The organism is Acinetobacter sp. Gutcm_16 (genome assembly GCF_028649355.1).
In the GTDB taxonomy this organism is placed as follows: domain Bacteria; phylum Pseudomonadota; class Gammaproteobacteria; order Pseudomonadales; family Moraxellaceae; genus Acinetobacter; species Acinetobacter johnsonii.
Genome location: NZ_JAQSUV010000035.1, coordinates 210,599 through 227,434 on the forward strand (window position 1 = coordinate 210,599; position 16,836 = coordinate 227,434).

General features: G+C 41.3%; 16 protein-coding genes. 10 read left to right on the forward strand and 6 right to left on the reverse strand.

What is annotated here, in order from left to right; all coding sequences use genetic code 11:
• Positions 1–295 precede the first annotated feature (295 nt).
• Together prfA and prmC are read left to right on the forward strand one after the other, a co-directional pair.
• The gene (gene prfA / locus PTT44_RS13390) at positions 296–1,384 is read left to right on the forward strand and encodes a peptide chain release factor 1 (RefSeq protein WP_004982013.1); all 1,089 of its coding nucleotides are present in this window, start codon (positions 296–298) and stop codon (positions 1,382–1,384) included.
• Positions 1,384–2,202 carry a peptide chain release factor N(5)-glutamine methyltransferase gene (gene prmC, locus PTT44_RS13395; RefSeq protein ID WP_062033010.1) on the forward strand — a complete coding sequence of 273 codons (819 nt, stop codon included), beginning with the start codon at positions 1,384–1,386 and terminating at the stop codon, positions 2,200–2,202. Before prfA ends, prmC begins: the two co-directional genes overlap by 1 nt.
• 56 nt (positions 2,203–2,258) lie before the next feature.
• Here prmC and PTT44_RS13400 read toward each other — a convergent pair whose 3' ends face one another.
• The 6 genes from PTT44_RS13400 to PTT44_RS13425 all read right to left on the reverse strand — a co-directional run bounded on the left by PTT44_RS13400 (position 2,259) and on the right by PTT44_RS13425 (position 8,805).
• A complete protein-coding gene (locus tag PTT44_RS13400; RefSeq protein ID WP_168158860.1) occupies positions 2,259–3,080 on the reverse strand; it encodes an ABC transporter permease in 822 nt (273 codons plus the stop codon).
• Positions 3,080–4,039, reverse strand: a complete 960-nt coding sequence (locus PTT44_RS13405) for an aliphatic sulfonate ABC transporter substrate-binding protein (RefSeq protein WP_168158859.1) — start codon at positions 4,037–4,039, stop codon at positions 3,080–3,082. The genes PTT44_RS13400 and PTT44_RS13405 overlap by 1 nt, the downstream gene beginning before the upstream one ends.
• Before the next feature lie 288 nt (positions 4,040–4,327).
• Positions 4,328–4,681 carry a hypothetical protein gene (locus tag PTT44_RS13410; RefSeq protein WP_029575052.1) on the reverse strand — a complete coding sequence of 118 codons (354 nt, stop codon included), beginning with the start codon at positions 4,679–4,681 and terminating at the stop codon, positions 4,328–4,330.
• A 479-nt stretch (positions 4,682–5,160) separates the two neighbouring features.
• The gene (locus tag PTT44_RS13415) at positions 5,161–6,120 is read right to left on the reverse strand and encodes a hypothetical protein (RefSeq protein ID WP_168158858.1); all 960 of its coding nucleotides are present in this window, start codon (positions 6,118–6,120) and stop codon (positions 5,161–5,163) included.
• A 9-nt stretch (positions 6,121–6,129) separates the two neighbouring features.
• Positions 6,130–7,452 carry a sphingomyelin phosphodiesterase gene (locus PTT44_RS13420; protein WP_252726132.1) on the reverse strand — a complete coding sequence of 441 codons (1,323 nt, stop codon included), beginning with the start codon at positions 7,450–7,452 and terminating at the stop codon, positions 6,130–6,132.
• Positions 7,453–7,779: 327 nt separating this feature from the next.
• The gene (locus tag PTT44_RS13425; protein ID WP_168158856.1) at positions 7,780–8,805 is read right to left on the reverse strand and encodes an AraC family transcriptional regulator; all 1,026 of its coding nucleotides are present in this window, start codon (positions 8,803–8,805) and stop codon (positions 7,780–7,782) included.
• A gap of 143 nt (positions 8,806–8,948) precedes the next feature.
• On the opposite strand from PTT44_RS13425, the gene PTT44_RS13430 reads away from it, so the two are divergent.
• The 8 genes from PTT44_RS13430 to PTT44_RS13465 all read left to right on the forward strand — a co-directional run bounded on the left by PTT44_RS13430 (position 8,949) and on the right by PTT44_RS13465 (position 16,791).
• Positions 8,949–9,719 carry a 3-hydroxyacyl-CoA dehydrogenase gene (locus PTT44_RS13430; RefSeq protein WP_168158855.1) on the forward strand — a complete coding sequence of 257 codons (771 nt, stop codon included), beginning with the start codon at positions 8,949–8,951 and terminating at the stop codon, positions 9,717–9,719.
• 262 nt (positions 9,720–9,981) lie between these two features.
• Positions 9,982–11,118, forward strand: coding sequence for an acyl-CoA dehydrogenase family protein (locus PTT44_RS13435; protein ID WP_168158854.1), 1,137 nt, complete (start codon positions 9,982–9,984; stop codon positions 11,116–11,118).
• Between the two features lie 258 nt (positions 11,119–11,376).
• Complete coding sequence (locus PTT44_RS13440) at positions 11,377–13,014, forward strand: AMP-binding protein (protein WP_168158853.1); 1,638 nt, start codon at positions 11,377–11,379, stop codon at positions 13,012–13,014.
• Between the two features lie 117 nt (positions 13,015–13,131).
• Positions 13,132–13,662, forward strand: coding sequence for a hypothetical protein (locus tag PTT44_RS13445; protein ID WP_168158852.1), 531 nt, complete (start codon positions 13,132–13,134; stop codon positions 13,660–13,662).
• 76 nt (positions 13,663–13,738) lie between these two features.
• A complete protein-coding gene (locus PTT44_RS13450; RefSeq protein WP_168158851.1) occupies positions 13,739–14,509 on the forward strand; it encodes a HesA/MoeB/ThiF family protein in 771 nt (256 codons plus the stop codon).
• Between the two features lie 57 nt (positions 14,510–14,566).
• The gene (locus PTT44_RS13455) at positions 14,567–15,865 is read left to right on the forward strand and encodes an ABC1 kinase family protein (protein WP_168158850.1); all 1,299 of its coding nucleotides are present in this window, start codon (positions 14,567–14,569) and stop codon (positions 15,863–15,865) included.
• Positions 15,866–16,010: 145 nt separating this feature from the next.
• A complete protein-coding gene (gene folB, locus PTT44_RS13460) occupies positions 16,011–16,391 on the forward strand; it encodes a dihydroneopterin aldolase (protein WP_010327015.1) in 381 nt (126 codons plus the stop codon).
• The gene (locus PTT44_RS13465) at positions 16,348–16,791 is read left to right on the forward strand and encodes a 2-amino-4-hydroxy-6-hydroxymethyldihydropteridine diphosphokinase (RefSeq protein WP_168158849.1); all 444 of its coding nucleotides are present in this window, start codon (positions 16,348–16,350) and stop codon (positions 16,789–16,791) included. Before folB ends, PTT44_RS13465 begins: the two co-directional genes overlap by 44 nt.
• Positions 16,792–16,836: the final 45 nt, after the last annotated feature.

Sequence of the window (16,836 nt, forward strand, 5' to 3'; positions counted from 1 at the left end):
ATCCAAAATCATGCAAATGTGGATAAACCTAGGAGTGATGCAGTTCACACTCTGAATTTTGAGCTGAAATGGCCTATTAAAAAGGTGTATATGAAATAAGCTGTTTTGCATTTTTTAAGCGTTAGTAAGGTCATAAACATGCTTTAAAAGTGTATCAATCTACTGAGGCGTATAAAGTAAACGTCGCTCAGGATTGAATAAAGATGTTCTTTGCGTGATAGAGCCGTTAAACTAAGCGCAAATTTTTTGGTGCTGTGAAACTGTATTGCAGCCTTTATATTGAGATATTTTCCTAATGAAAGAATCGTTACGTTTACGATTAGATCAACTTTCTGACCGTCACGAAGAATTAACAGCATTACTTGCAGATGTAGAAGTCATTTCGGATAACAAACGCTTTCGTCAGTTGTCACGTGAACATAGTGATTTAAGCGAAATCACAGAAGTTTGGACCAAGTACAAACAGGCTGAAGCTGATATTGAAACGGCTGAAGCGATGCTGTCAGATCCTGATTTTAAGGAAATGGCTGTTGAAGAAATTAAAGAAAATAAAGCTATTATTGCGTCTTTAGAAGCTGATTTAAATATCTTAATGATTCCGAAAGATCCAAATGATGCGAACTCTGCATATTTGGAAATTCGAGCGGGAACAGGCGGTGATGAAGCTGCTATTTTCTCGGGTGACTTATACCGTATGTACACCAAGTACGCTGAATCACAAGGCTGGCGTATTGAAGTGCTGTCTGAAAATGAAGGTGAACACGGTGGTTATAAAGAAATTATTTGTTTGGTGAATGGTGAAGGCGTTTACGGTCGTTTGAAGTTTGAAAGTGGCGCGCACCGTGTACAACGTGTACCTGCAACAGAGTCTCAAGGTCGTGTGCATACTTCGGCGTGTACCGTTGCGATTTTGCCTGAAATTGATGTCGATACAACGGTCGAGATTAATGCATCAGACTTACGTATTGATACCTACCGTGCCTCAGGTGCGGGTGGTCAGCACATCAACAAAACCGATTCAGCTGTGCGTATTACTCATATTCCAACAGGAACTGTAGTGGAATGTCAGGAAGAACGTTCACAACATAAGAACAAAGCCAAAGCGATGGCTTTACTTGCTTCACGCTTGGAAAATGCAAAACGTGCAGCAGCTGATGCTGCAACTTCTGAAATGCGCCGTGACTTGGTTGGCTCGGGCGATCGTTCAGAACGTATCCGTACCTATAACTACCCGCAAGGTCGTATGACCGATCACCGTATTAACTTAACTTTATACAAGTTAGACGCGGTTATGGAAGGTGATTTAACTGAACTATTAGATAGCTTACATCGTGAATATCAAGCAGATCAGCTTGCGATGCTTGCACAGCAGAATGGTGGATAATGAATATTGCCCAAGCTTTGGCTTTACGTGGTGAAGCCGAGAGTTACGAACGTCAAGAGAACGCATGGTTGTTGGAACACATTACCAAAATTGATTCTTTCGATTTGGTTATGAAAAAAGATCAAGTGCTGACCGATGAACAAGAGCAAGCCTATGTTGCTGCCTTGGCACGAATCGAAGCAGGTGAACCTTTGGCCTATGTGACAGGTTCACAGCCGTTTTGGACATTGGATCTGATTGTCACTCCTGACACTTTAGTACCACGTCCAGATACCGAGGTACTGGTAGAAACTGTATTACGTTTAGACTTACCTGAAGATGCCCGAATTGTCGATTTAGGTACGGGGACGGGTGCGGTTGCGCTTTCATTGGCCAGTGAACGGGACACATGGGACATCACGGCGACCGATATTTATGAGCCAACTTTAGCCGTTGCGCAACAAAATGCAGAAAAGCATGACTTAAATGATGTGACTTTTGTGTGTGGCAGTTGGTTTGCACCGCTAAATCGAAAGTTTTTTGATGTGATTGTCTCGAACCCGCCGTACATCGATGCCGATGATGCTCACATGCAAGACTTAGCAACTGAGCCTGAACGTGCTCTAGTTGCTGCGGATCATGGTTTGGCTGATTTAAAAGTCATTATCCAGCAAGGCAAAAAGCATTTAACCCTCGATGGTTGGGTGGTGCTTGAGCATGGTTATGATCAAGCTGACGCTGTACAGAAAATCTTTAAAGAGGCGGGCTATAAACAAGTCCGGACTGTGAAAGATTATGGTGGGAATGACCGCGTTACATTAGGGCAGTGGACACAATAATTTCATTGTTCCCTCCAAAATAAAAGCGCATTCGATGCGCTTTTATTTTTTCTACCTTATGTTCCAAATACGTCACGCCAACGCAGGAGCCAAGTCTCGATGGCTTTCATGATGCTATCACTGAGTTTTCCGAGCACGGCTAGAAGAATAATTGCTAAGATCACAATATCGGGGCGTGAAGTTTCTCGGCCATCACTCAGTAAGTAGCCAATGCCTTGTGTTGCTGCAATGAGCTCTGCGGCAATCATAAACATCCATGCCAAACTTAAACTGTTGCGCAGTCCCGTTAAGATCCCCGGAGACGCTGCAGGCAAAATAATCTGTTGTACTTGCTGCCAGTACTTCAGTCGATAGACTTGTGCGACTTCGATGAGCTTGCGATCAACCCCTTTAATCGCTGCGACAGTGTTGGTATAGGTCGGAAAAAATGCGCCAATCGCAATCAAGGTAATCTTCGATGCTTCATCAATTCCCAACCACAGTAAAAGTAGAGGAATCCACGCTAAGCTCGGGATGGATTTGATCGCTGAAAAACTGGGTTCTAAAAACGCTTCAACCTGTTTATTGAGTCCCACCAAAATCGCAAACATTAAAGCCAGAGTACTCCCAATAAAAAAGCCTAAAAATACCCGGCATGTACTGGTCCAGACATGCATCCATAAATCTGCCTGCCATAAATCTAGAAAGGTTTGCCATAGACTACTGGGAGCAGGCAATAAATAAGGTTCAATAAAACCTGCACGGACCAGATATTCACAAGCAATCAGTAAGAGCGCTGGAAGGGTGATCGCTTTGAGAACACTCTTCAATTTCAACTGAAATGAGGAACTCTTTTTCACTACAATAGGGCTGAAAGAGCTCGCGACTGACTTGGTCATTATTTGCTTACAACCTTTTGTGCATATTGTGGCTTAAACAACTGAGTCACGACTTGATTAACATTGGTGCCTTTACGGACTAAGTCTTCTTCATTCAAAATGCCGCCAGACTTTTGTAATGCGGCAATCTGTTTGGCTGACGGAATGTTTTGATCAAAGTTGGTACGGCTTAATTGTAATTTTGCGACATTCAACGGAAGTTTGGACTCGCGTGCCAGTAACTCCGCCAATTTCTCTGGGTTAGCTTTGGCCCATTTACGTGCTTGCTCATAAGCTTTAATCACTGCTTCAATGGCTTCGGGACTTTGCTGAGTAAAAGACTCTTTGACGCTGAGCACGCTATAACTGTTAAACCCAATATTTCGATACAGCAATTTTGCACCAGATTGGACTTGTGCCGATGCCATCAATGGATCTAAGCCTGCCCAAGCATCGACTTGACCACGTTCTAAAGCTGTTTTGCCATCTGGATGTTGTAAGTGAACCAGTTGAACATCACGTTTATTTAGACCCACTGTATCCAACGCTTGTAAGGTAAACAGAAATGGATCTGTGCCTTTGGTTGCGGCAATTTTCTTTCCTTTTAAGTCTTTTAGGCTTTTAATTTGGGAGTTTTTAGCAACCACCAAAGCGGTCCATTCAGGTTGGCTTTGGATATAAACGGTATTGATTGGACTGCCGTTGGCACGACTAAGTACGGCTGCAAGCCCTGCGGTTGAAGCAAAATCGACACTGCCACTATTTAAATATTCCAGTGAACGGTTACTGCCTTGGCTAAATACCCATTTAATTTCAGTTTTAGGTAAGGCTTTTTCTAACAATTTCTGCTCTTTCACCACAAGACTGGTTGGTGCGTAGTAGGCATAATCGAGTTTAAGTGTGTTTGGAATAGCGGCATTGGCATACGAGCCGATCAGACCTAAAATCAGTGAAGTGCTCAGTAGTTTAAAGTTTTTCATGTTGCATCATTTAAATAAGTTCATTTGTGAGTTCTTTTAACCTTATGTATGCGAAAAATAAAAAAAGAAAAATGGATAATAAAATATTAAATTGAAATAAGTAGATAGTCTTGATTTAAGTATCTGAATTTTAATAACTTGATTGAACTTTGTGTAGTTTTTGGAGTATAGAATAACTTTAAAAAAGCATAGAATAATTTCTTCTTATATGAAGATTGCATAACTAAATCATTCATTTTGAATGTAAAAAAGCGACTGTAATAGTCGCTTTTTTAAGGGCTTGCAAGCTTACATAGGATAGTCTTGTAAGCTATCAAACACTTCAACTTGCTCTAAAGCATCAGTTTCAAGTGCAAGACAAAGCGTCACAATTTTCTTTAGATCAGCTAAATATTGTTCATCTTTAAACGATGCACCTAACTGCAGGGCTTGAATACGGTCAGCACTAATATCCAACGCTTGAGCAGCTTCAATTGCATTAACTTCATTAAAAAATGCAGTAACAGCATGATTTAATTCAAGGTCTGATGCATTGAGAATACCTTGATCCAGTTGCTCTTCAAATTGTGGGGTAGGAGATTGCAAAGCTTGAGTAAAGTTTTGCACCAGACGTTGATCGAGAACATCAATCATTTTAAGCATGTCATAACCTTTAAAATAAATAAGGTGATTAAACAGGGGGGAGTACAGCCGGAAAATAAGCATTAAAGAATGCTTTAAAATTGGTTGAAAAATAATCCATTTTGGAACTTTTTGCAAATAGATTCCGATAAATGAAAGATGGATTTGTTAAGTAAATGAAAAGATTAAATTTATTAAATTGAGAGCATGTTTACATTTTACACTACTGTTGCAATGGACTCGGATTGATCAAAAAGAAGTATTCAATGCGGACTATCGATGGACTTCAATTGAAAAGTTATTAGAATTATTTTTAAAATATTGAAAAGTAATAACTTGTTAATATCTTTGTTGCAATGATCTTTATTTTACGCATCACTGATGCGAACTCAAAACATTGTGGAATTGCAATTTATAAGGACATGCTAAAGCAACATGAGGTATATCACCTTGCTTTAGCTGTCTTTGTTTGATGTGAAGAATGATGAACGTTTAAGCCACTAGTTAAAGTGCTTTTGCCTCAGTTGTTCTAGACGGAGTTGATATTGCTGCTGCCATGCACTTTCAGCTAAGTTTTGTTTTTGCTGGTCCATTTCTTGGTTGAGAGCAGCAAGTTCAGATTGATAACTGGCGATCTGTTGTTGTTGTCGAGCGACTTGTTGTTCGCGTTCAGCCAACTGCACCGCTTCTTTGCCTGAAAAGTAGCTGTTACGAATTTGTTGGGTAATTTCTTGCTGTTGTATTGGGTCGGTGACGCCAATTAAAGCCAATTTAAGGGCTTTATCATAACTACCACTCTGACCATCAATATTTTTGCTCGGGTTTTTATATTGTTGCTGTAGTTGTGAAAGTTCACTCAGTCGTTGTTGTAAGGTCATGTGCGGTGCGCGGCTCAAGAGCTCACCATAAGCAAACTGATAGCTAGCAAACTCTTTTTCTTCAGCAAAGCCGAGTTGGGTTTCTTGCTTACCTAAAGTCTGCTCACGTAAGTTCCAAATTTCCTGATAACGCTGTTGTGGAGTCATTTGTGTGGACATGATTGTAGCTTGCATTTCTTTTTCGTAAAGCGGCAGGCGTTCTATCAATTGTTTTAAAGTCTGAGCAAACTGCTGATCTGGATATTCGGCCAGTACCTGTTTTAATAATGCCTGACAGTTGGTATCGGGGCAGTTTTGCTGTAACTGGTTTAATAATTGTGTGATATTGCCCGGATTTTTTTGAAAATGTTGAATGATTTGTTGGATGGATTCTTGTTGCTGTTGTTGCTGCATTTTTGACTCGTCATTGTTTGCAGCGGCAAGCTTCTCTTGCAAACTGCTGGGTTGAGCAGTCTCTGTAAGGGACGGTGAGGATGCCTGAGTTTGACCCGATGTGGCATATGATGAGCCAAGGCCCAACCATATCACCACACCGATCACCAATACACTCAGCACCAAAGCGATAAGCCCAAAGCGCTTCATTGTTCTTCCTTATGGGTTGTATTGGAATTGACCCATTACTGGGAAGTGGTCAGATAAGTCCCAAGTCATAAATACGGGGTCGGCAGCCGAGCGAAGAATGCGGACATCGTTACGTGCTTGCATAGGCTGACGGTGGTTATTGGATGACACCACGTAGTCTAAATACTCTACGGTAGAGCCACCCGTGAGTCCTGCACCTGCGAGTTTATTCACTCGTGGATCGAAGGTCGATTCGGTATATCCTGTGCTGACTGGTACCGTACCATTCAAGTTAATTTGCATTTGAGCATAATCTTGCGGCCACAGTAGTTTGTTGACATTAAAGTCACCGCCCATGAGGACTGCATCAAATGACGGGATATTTTGCTTATCGACCAAAGCGCGGATTTGCTTAAATTGTTGCTGGCGCATATCACGTGCCGCGTCGGTATCAAACGATGCGGTATGCGTGGAGGTCACATGATAGGCTTTGCCATTCTTGAGAATTTCAGCATAAATCACGCCTTTATCGGCAAAACAGTCAATGCCTGTACAGCTCGGATAAATAAAATGATCCGTTTTTACAATAGGATGGCGACTTGCAACCAATATGCCGCTGTCATAGATATTGAAACCTGAACCGATTGGAATATAAGTTTGGTACGGATATTCCTGCGCTAATTTGGCTAACATGGCGGTACGACCAGAAGCAAAGGTTTCTTGGAATAAGATTGCATCGTAGCCTTTTAGGTTTTGCGGTAGTTGCTCTAAACGTGAATCAATTTTACTTGCTACTAAAGGAAGCGCATAAATATTATAGGTTAAAACTTTAAACTCATCGGCACTGCTGGCAACGGGTTCTGGCACGGTATTTTGATGGATAGTGTAGTGGAAGTCGTCATAACCACCAGTGTATTCAGCTTTAAAAGCAGTCTGCGCTGCTTTTCCTGCATAATTGGTGTTGAAACGCTGAATGTTACGATCGTTAAACCATGGTGCAGAGAAATCACTGCCAGATGCAGAGTGTTTAATATCACTGCCAGACCAAGTGCCAGTCATAGATTGCTTCAGGGTGACACTTGAACCACCGCCTGTAATCACGGTATCAAAATTATAAGTTTGACCTGACTTTACCCCAGTATAACGGTTAAAACGCAGTACACGTTTGGTTTCATAAGGTGCAATTTGGGTGGCTTCTTGAGCCCATTGACTCCCTTGAGCTAAGGTGCGTGTACCATGATGATTAATATTGACGGATACCGTTTCAGGGGTGGTATTGGTCACATAAATGTATGAGTCTGCTATCGCTTGCTGACTGCACAGCAATAATGATAACCATCCGATATTTTTCATTAAGTTTTTATTTAATTGGGTGCTCATGTGTTCCCTCCATGATGTTTTTATTCAATATTGTGTAAAACAATATGACGAGATCACTATGGCAGGTAATTTTTTTAAGTCAGTGACAAAGTGCGACAGCACCCTGATTTTCCGATGAATGAGCATCAAAAATTCAATTTAATTTATAAGCCCTGTTGACATTTCCTTTGGCAAATCAAAACCAAACCCAGAACAATAGAATGTTGAGGTTTACTTTAACGAGAGAATTTTATGGGTTGGTTATTTGTTATGTAGAAAGAGCATGAGCGTTTCGTAGTTGCTTATACCAATCGACTGAAATTAAGCATCCTTATTTTGACGATAGGCGCCGGGGCTGAGCCCAGTCCACTTTTTAAAAGCACGATGGAAAGCACTCGGATCATGAAAATTGAGTTCAGTGCTAATGTCTTGTAATGATACTTGGCTGTTACTGAGCAGCTCAATCGCCATATCACGGCGTATATCATTTTTGAGTTGTTGATAACTGAAACCTTCACTTTTCAGTCGCCGTTGAATAGTCGCCTCAGACATATTGAAATGATGGGCAATTTCAGACAGTTCAAGCCACTGTATAGGGGGTTCTTGCATTAAATAGCGACGAATTTGAGAACTGGTTGAATGTGGGTTTTTATAACGGGTCAGTAAAATATGTGGGGTTTGCTGAATAAATTGATACCACGATTTACTGTCCTGTTTTATGGGCATTTTTAAATAATTGGCATCGAACTGAATATAGTTTTCAGCCATTTGATATTGGATATTCTCACAAAAACGAACTTTGTAATCGATGTCATCTGTAGGCGCATCACATTTGAGTTGAATCTGATTCAAAATCACCCGTTGACCTATTAGCCAACACATTAGGGCATGAATCAGCATGATGTAAGTTGCGTAACTAAACATACGCTTGGGCTGTTGTCGTTCATAAATCACAATATAGGCATAATGTTCTTGCACCATGAGGTGACTGCTAAAGTCGTCTAGCACCAGATTCATAAACTGCAAAATATGCTGAATGGCTTGGTCGAGCTGGGTAGTGTGTAACAGTGATTTAGATAAAAACTGAAAACTGCCACGGCGCATAGCATGGCGATCCATCCCAAAAAACTCATCATTCATGACATTGGCCAGTTCAGTCCAGAGCTGTGCATATTGATTGACTGAGACCCGTGCTTTTGTCGCACTTAACAATTCGCTATTGATGCCTGCATTTTTCAAAATATCTGCAACTGCGTATCCCTGCTTTTCTGCTTCAAACAATGCTTCGTGTACCAAAGCAATTGAAATGGAATCTTTCTGGGCGTTTGCATGTTCCGATGCAGTCATAGTGGCTTCCATATTTTTATTGTGCATTTTGAGCATTGTCCAAAACCATCATGGAAGATGCAATATTTGGAAATTGTACTCAAGTGCTTCAGTGTTTACATTTCTTCTTAAGTCGTAGCATTCAATCATACAAGGGAAAATAAATGAAGATTCAAGGGAAGGTTTTTGTCGTCACGGGTGGTGCATCGGGTTTAGGCGCAGCGACTGCACGTCATTTGATTGAACAAGGTGCGAAAGTCATTTTGGTAGATATGAACCAAGCTTTAGGTGAAGAGCTACAGCGTGAGTTGGGTGAAAATGCTCAGTTTAAAAGCCTCGATGTTACTGATGAGCACGCTGTGCAAAGTTTCTTCCAAGAAGTCGAGGCGGAATATGCACAGTTGAATGGTTTGGTGAACTGTGCAGGTGTAGCGCCTTCAGCCAAAGTGTTGGGTCGTGATGGTATTCATGAGCTGGCGTTATTCCAAAAAGTATTAAACATCAATGTCTCAGGTACTTTTAATATGCTGCGTTTTGCTGCGCAGTTAATCGCAAAATATGAACCTCAAGTAGGTGAAGAAGAGTGCGGAGTGATTGTGAATACAGCTTCGGTTGCAGCTTATGACGGACAAATTGGACAGACCGCTTATGCAGCCTCTAAGGGCGCTGTGGTTTCAATGACTTTACCGCTGGCACGTGAACTAGCACGTGAGAAAATTCGAGTGATGACCATTGCTCCGGGTATTATGGAAACGCCAATGTTGAAGGCGATGCCGCAAAATGTACAAGATGCGTTGGGTGAAATGGTGCCATTTCCGAAGCGGTTGGCAAAACCTCAAGAGTTTGCTCAGCTTGTAGGGCATATTTTTGAAAATAGTTATTTGAATGGTGAAGTGATTCGTTTAGATGGCGCAATTCGTATGCAGCCTAAATAATCTATTTTGATTTGTGATCTTTGAGTTTATGACGGAGTCTTTAGGTCGATAAGTAAGGGCTTCTTATAACCTTCGGTTCGACCTACTTTTCTTTCGGGAAAAGTAGGCAAAACCATCTACATTCGCAAAACCTGTTTTTTTGAATTTACAGACTATTTTCTCGCAAAAACATTATCTTTTGAAAGGCTTTCAGGTTGCGAATGGGGCGCCGTGTATCAAATATTTATTAAATTTAATAACCTGAAAAGAGAAGGGATACTCCATGCTTTTAAATGAAGAACAAAAAATGGTTCAGGATATGCTGCGTAGTTATTCGCAGGAAAAACTGAAGCCAACCGCGGCTGCACGTGATAAAACAGCGCAGTTTCCTGCGCAAGAACTTAAAGAGCTAGGTGAGTTGGGGGCTTTGGGTATGACTGTTTCACCTGAGTGGGGTGGTGCAGGCTTAGATTATATTTCACTGGTGGTAGCACTTGAGGAAATTGCAGCAGGTGATGGTGCGATTTCGACCATTGTCAGTGTGCAAAACTCACTGCCGTGTGGTATTACCCAGCGCTACGGAACTGATGCACAAAAGCAGCAATATTTAAGCAAGCTTGCCACAGGTGAGTGGTTAGGGTGCTTTTGTCTCACTGAACCACAAGCAGGCTCAGATGCAGGAGCGTTGGAGTGTAAAGCCGTTCGTGAGGGCGATGAGTGGGTGTTGAATGGAACCAAACAATTTATTACCACAGGAAAGCATGCACAAGTCGCTTTGGTTTTTGCAGTCACAGACAAAGCTGCGGGGAAGAAAGGTATTTCTTGCTTTTTAGTCCCAACCGATACCGAAGGCTATATTGTCTCTCGTATAGAAGAAAAGATGGGGCAGCACTGTTCGGATACGGCAATCATTGTTTTGGAGAACTGCCGCATTCCTGCTGATCATTTGCTAGGCGCGGAAGGTGAGGGCTACAAAATTGCGCTTTCAAATTTGGAGTCGGGACGTATCGGTATTGCAGCCCAATCAGTGGGTATGGCTCGTGCCGCTTTAGATGCAGCAGTTGAATATGCCAATGACCGTAAAGCCTTTGGTGTTGAAATTGTACAACATCAGGCAGTTGCTTTTCGTTTAGCCGATATGGCGACGCAAATTGAAGCGGCACGTCAGTTAATTTTCCATGCAGCCACTTTGAAGGATGCAGGTTTGCCATGTTTAAAAGAAGCTTCTATGGCCAAACTGTTTGCCTCAACCATGGCAGAGCGTGTTTGTTCTGATGCGATTCAAATTCATGGTGGCTATGGCTATGTTTCAGATTTTCCTGTTGAACGAATTTATCGGGACGTCCGTGTGAGCCAGATTTATGAAGGAGCATCTGATATCCAGCGTCTTGTCATTGCACGTGAAGTCACCAAGGTTTAAGTCGACTCGGTTTTAGACCTTGGTCGATGTTCAAAGCCTGCATTTTCATTGAGGGATTTGGAAATTGTAGGTGCATTTAAAACATGGTTATCTAGGTGCAGCGGTTAATTATAGTCACTAAGTCGAGCAGTTAAGCTGCTTTAGGTTTTCAAACAATAAGGACTGACAATGACGTCAGTTCAACGCTTAAAACGATAAAGAATATGGACGGCCAAAGTGGATTTGGCCTTAAAAAATGGATAATACGAGGTTGTCGTGATGAAAACATTAGAACAAGCCCACCAAGAATTTAACTATGAGCAACTGATTCAGGAACAATTGGTCGGCCAACCCAATGCAATAAATGCCTATATTGAGTGCTGTCAGCGCTATGTCGGGCAGCAAAAAACAGCACTCATCTGGGAAGGAAAAAATGGTGAGTCTGAGCAATGGAGTTTTGAACAGCTTGATGTTGCCTCAGCACAGTTGGCAAATTATTTTAAAAGTATTGGTGTTCAAGTGGGTGAGTGTATCGCAGGGCTGTTACCGCGTACGCCTGAACTGTTGATTACAATTTTAGCAACATGGCGGATCGGTGCGATTTATCAGCCTTTGTTTACTGCTTTTGAGTCGAAGGCGATTGAACATCGAGTTTTAACTGCGAACACCAAGTTGATTGTGACCAATGCAGAGCAACGACCAAAGCTTAATCACGTTGAAGTCAAACATATTCTTACAGTGAATGCAGGAACAAACTTAACCAGTAATGAAACTGATTTTTGGCAGGAAGCAGAACAACTGTCCGATCAATGTGAAGCTGTTTTGCGTAACTTTGATGATGATTTCCTGATGATGTTTACCTCAGGTACCACAGGTTTGGCCAAATCGGTGCCTGTCCCTTTAAAAGCAGTTTTGGCTTTTAAGGGCTATATGCAACATGCAGTCGATTTAAGAGAAGACGATTCTTTTTGGAATTTAGCCGATCCGGGTTGGGCTTATGGGTTGTACTACGGCATTACAGGCCCGCTCAGTTTGGGGCATAGCATCATTATGGATGAGCGCGCATTTAGCGTCGATCATGCGGTTGAAGTCATTAAAAAGTATCGCGTCAGTAACTTAACGGGTTCGCCTACAGCTTTTCGGATGTTCTTTGGTTTTAAAGAAAAGTTTGATCCTTCCATTAAGACCCATTTACGCGCCGTCAGTAGTGCGGGTGAGCCTTTGACCCCAGAAGTGATTCATTGGTTCAATAATGATCTGAATGTCAACATTTATGACCAGTATGGACAAACTGAGTTGGGCATGGTGATTGCCAACCATCATGCACTGGAGCATGAGAAAAAAGTCGGCTCGGCAGGCTTTGCCAACCCAGGACACAGCTTTGCTGTACTTGATGTCAACCACCAAAAAGTGAAGTACGGCGAAATTGGAACGTTGGCGATAGACTTTAGCCAGTCACCACTGACATGGTTTAAGGGCTATGGTGGCAATAATCGTAAGTCCTTTGTGGGACAGTATTATTTAACAGGTGATACGGTCAAGCTGAATGAAATTGGTGGTATCGACTTTGTTGGTCGTGCTGACGATGTCATTACAACGTCAGGCTATCGAGTTGGACCTTTTGATGTCGAAAGTACTTTGCTTGAGTGTGCGGAAGTACTCGAGTCAGCTGTGATTGGTAAGCCTGATCCAGAGCGCACTGAAGTGGTGAAAGCTTTTGTGGTGCTAAAGCCACAGTATCAAGCCTCTAAAGAGTTGGATAGCAAACTCCAAGCCTATGTGCGTTCACGTTTATCTAAACATGCTTATCCGAAAGAAATTGAGTTTGTTGAAAGCTTGCCAAAAACGTCGAGCGGCAAAATTCAACGTAATTTGCTGAAACAGCAAGAAGTGGCGAAAGTACAAAGCATAATTTAACTACGTCTTTGATGTTTTAAAACTTATATGATTTTGCACCCGAAAGGGTGCTTTTGTTATGGGTTAAGATATAATTATTGCCTTGTATTTTATATATTTTATATAGGTAATGTTTAAATGGATTGGCTGACTTTTATTTCTAATATAGTAAGTTCACTCGCATGGCCTTTAATATTAATAGTAGTTTTTATTTCTTACAAACATGAAATTATTTCGTTAGTACAATCGATCAAAAATTTTAAGGCTGGTGAGTTTCTAGAAATAGAATTTGAAAGAAAGGTTGATCAATTAAGTAATTCTGAAAACAATCCAGATACTAAATTAAGTATTGAGGAACTCAAAGAAATAGAAATGTCCCCAAGAGATGTCGTTCAGACTTCTTGGCTGAAAGTTGATCAGGCTCTAGTGGAGCTGGCTAAAAGTAAAAATATTTTAATAGGATCAACGGTTCCTAGATATACGATTAATAAGTTGAGAGAAGAAAAGTTAATTTCTAATGAAGATGCAATAGCCATTCATGAGTTGAAAAAGTCAAGAAATACATCTGCACATACAATTGATTTTTCACCACAAATTTCATCTATTGTAGAATATAAAACTATGGCTGATAATCTGTGTGAGAAGATAAAGAATAATATTATTCGCTGAAAACCTTTTTCATAACTTATTGTAGTTTCATGGGTATAATTCGCCATCAACATTTTCTTTAGCGAAAGGCTGAATCATGGACGAGTTAGATGAAAGTCTAGAACTCAGTAATGCTGAAATGCATCTCTATAGTCGTCAAATTTTATTGGACGGATGGGATATAGAGGCACAAGAAAAATTAAAGTTGGCCAATGTACTCATCGTAGGCTGTGGTGGTATTGGTTGTATGACTGCGGAGTTACTGGCACGTGCTGGCGTAGGGCAAATCACCCTGATTGATGCTGATACCATCGAAGTGAGTAATCTCCAAAGACAGATTGCCTATGTAGAAAATAATGTCGGTTTTTATAAAGCAGAGGTTTTGGCCCAGCGTTTAAAGCAGATCAATCCCTACATCAAAGTCCATGCGCATGCTGTAAAACTTGATACAGCCAATGCAGCTAGTTTAATTGCAGGCCAAGACTTAGTCCTTGATGGTTGTGATAATTTTACGACACGGTATTTGGTCAATCAGCAGTGTAAAGCGGCCAATGTTCCACTCATCAGTGCATCGGCCATTGGTTTTCAAGGGCAACTATTTATGGTGGAAGGTGAGTCCGCTTGCTATGAATGTCTGTTCCCGAAAGAAGAACATGCGAATGAAAGCCTGCGCTGTGCAGATTCAGGTGTTTTGGCCACCACCCCGAACGTGATGGCCAGTCTTCAAGCGCATCATGCACTTTTATACTTGGGTTTAAATGTGACTGCACTCAAACAACGCTTGTTACTTTGGGATGGCTTAAGTATGAAACAACGTTTGCTTGCTTTCGAAAAAGATACAGATTGTCCAGTTTGTCAGGCAAGATAAGCCTGCAATTTTTTCATTCTTTGATACACTCAATACAATTTATTTTTGACCGATATTATGAAAAACAATATCTTTTTAGATGGACTGCGTTCTGTTGCCCGTGTTGGGGAAACAGCAGTCATTGCAGCACGTGCCGGTATTAAGTACGCAACTGAAAAACCAAGTAATGCCAAATTGATGCGTGAAACCTTTGAGTCTCTGGGCTCAACCTATATCAAGTTGGGTCAGTTTATTGCGAGTACACCTTCACTTTTTCCACGTGAATACGTAGAAGAGTTTCAAGGCTGTTTAGACCAAACTCCATCATTACCATTTAGTTATGTACAGGGAGTTCTGGCGTCTGAGTTTGAAGGTCGAAATCTGTCGGAGATTTTTGCATCGATTGATGAAACGCCATTAGCTTCAGCGTCTATTGCCCAAGTTCATGCCGCGAAGCTGGTGACGGGTGAAGATGTGGTGATTAAAGTACAAAAGCCAGGTGTAGAAACCATTCTCTATACCGACTTAAATGTTCTGCACTGGGCTACCAAGGTTTTAGAAAAAGCAGTGCCTAAAGTCAAATTTGCATCTCTTGCAGATATTGTAGAAGAAATCAAAACCCGTATGGTTCGCGAGGTCGATTTTATTGAAGAAGCCAGTAATCTGGATGACTTTGTGAACTATCTCAATATCACGCAAAACCATAAGGCGATGGCACCTAAGGTCTATCACCAATATTCGACTCGCCGTGTGCTGACTATGCAGCGTCTTTACGGTGTGCCATTAACTGATTTTGAAGTGGTTAAAAAGCGCTGTAAAGACCCATCCCAAGTCCTGATTACTGCTATGAACACATGGTTTGGTAGCCTGATGATGTGTAATAGCTTCCATGCTGACTTACATGCTGGAAACCTAATGTTACTTGATGATGGTCGTGTGGGTTTTATTGATTTCGGCATTGTGGGACAGTTGAAACCTGAAGTATGGACAGCTTGTATCGCCTTTATGGATGCCTTACAAAAAACGGATTATGTACTCATGGCGGAAAACATGCTGAAAATGGGCATGACCGCAGTGCAGATTGATACTCAAGTGTTGGCCGCAGATCTTGAGCGTTTATTTAGTGGTGTGTTGTTGGCAGATCCGCAAGAATTGCTGAGTTCAAACCCAGCAGATTTGAATGACATCATGATGGATATGGTCGCAGTGGGCGAGCGTCACGGTATTCGCTTCCCGCGTGATTTTGCCTTGTTATTTAAACAGATGCTGTATTTCGATCGTTTTATGCGCATCCTTGCGCCGTATACCGACATCTATGCTGACCAGCGTTTGCAAATGGTGCAAACTATGGACCCAAATGTGTTATTAAAAAACTAAGTTCTTTTGAAGCACACTCACCAAAAAATCCCTTTCAGTCCTTCTTTTAAAAGAGGGACTGAAAAATGCTTTCCTGTTTAGGGGATGAAAAACATATTTTCCTAAGACAGGGATTAAAATGTCAAAATCTGTTAAAGGTAATAATGTGGACGCAATTATCATTGAAGGCTTAAAAGTTGAAACAGTGGTTGGCTGCTTTAACTGGGAACGTCAGATTATTCAGCCTTTAATGTTGGATATGATTATTCAAACAGATTTGGAACAAGCTTCAAACTCAGATGACTTAGACCATACCTTAAATTATGCTGAAATTTGTGAAATTGCAGCAAAGGTCATTCAAGATGCTAAGCCTGAACTGATTGAACATGCGGCAAAATTGGTCATCAATGCACTTTTTTCTACCTTTCATGCGATTGAATCGATTAATATTACCATCCGTAAGCCTGCCATTATCGCGCAAGCAAATTCTGTAGGAATTCGTCTTGAACGCCACCGAAACGATTTTCGCCCTAGCTCTGGCGAGTAATAATAATCCAAAGCAACATTTTTTATATGCCTCTGAGCAACTTGCTAAAATTGGGCAACTGCAATTTTCGAATATTTATTTAATTCCATGCCGTGATGGGGTTGGGGCAGATTATTGGAATGCAGCCTGTTTGTTGAAATCGTCTTTGTCTGTTACCGAGATTTTAGTATTGCTGAAAAATATGGAAGCCACATCTGGGCGTGTCCGTCCATCACATCAGATTTCACTGGATGTCGATTTGATTGCATGGGGTGAAAACTTAGAACATATGCAGTTCAATCCCAAAAAATTGCCTTTGGCTTTAGATGTTAAAATTCCAATGTTCGATGTGTGGAAGGATAAAGCATTTCAACATCAAACGCATACATTTCCAACGGTAAGCTGCTTGGAAACCAAATAACATATCGAAGTGTGATTGGCAGTTGAACTGGCTTAACATGCTCAT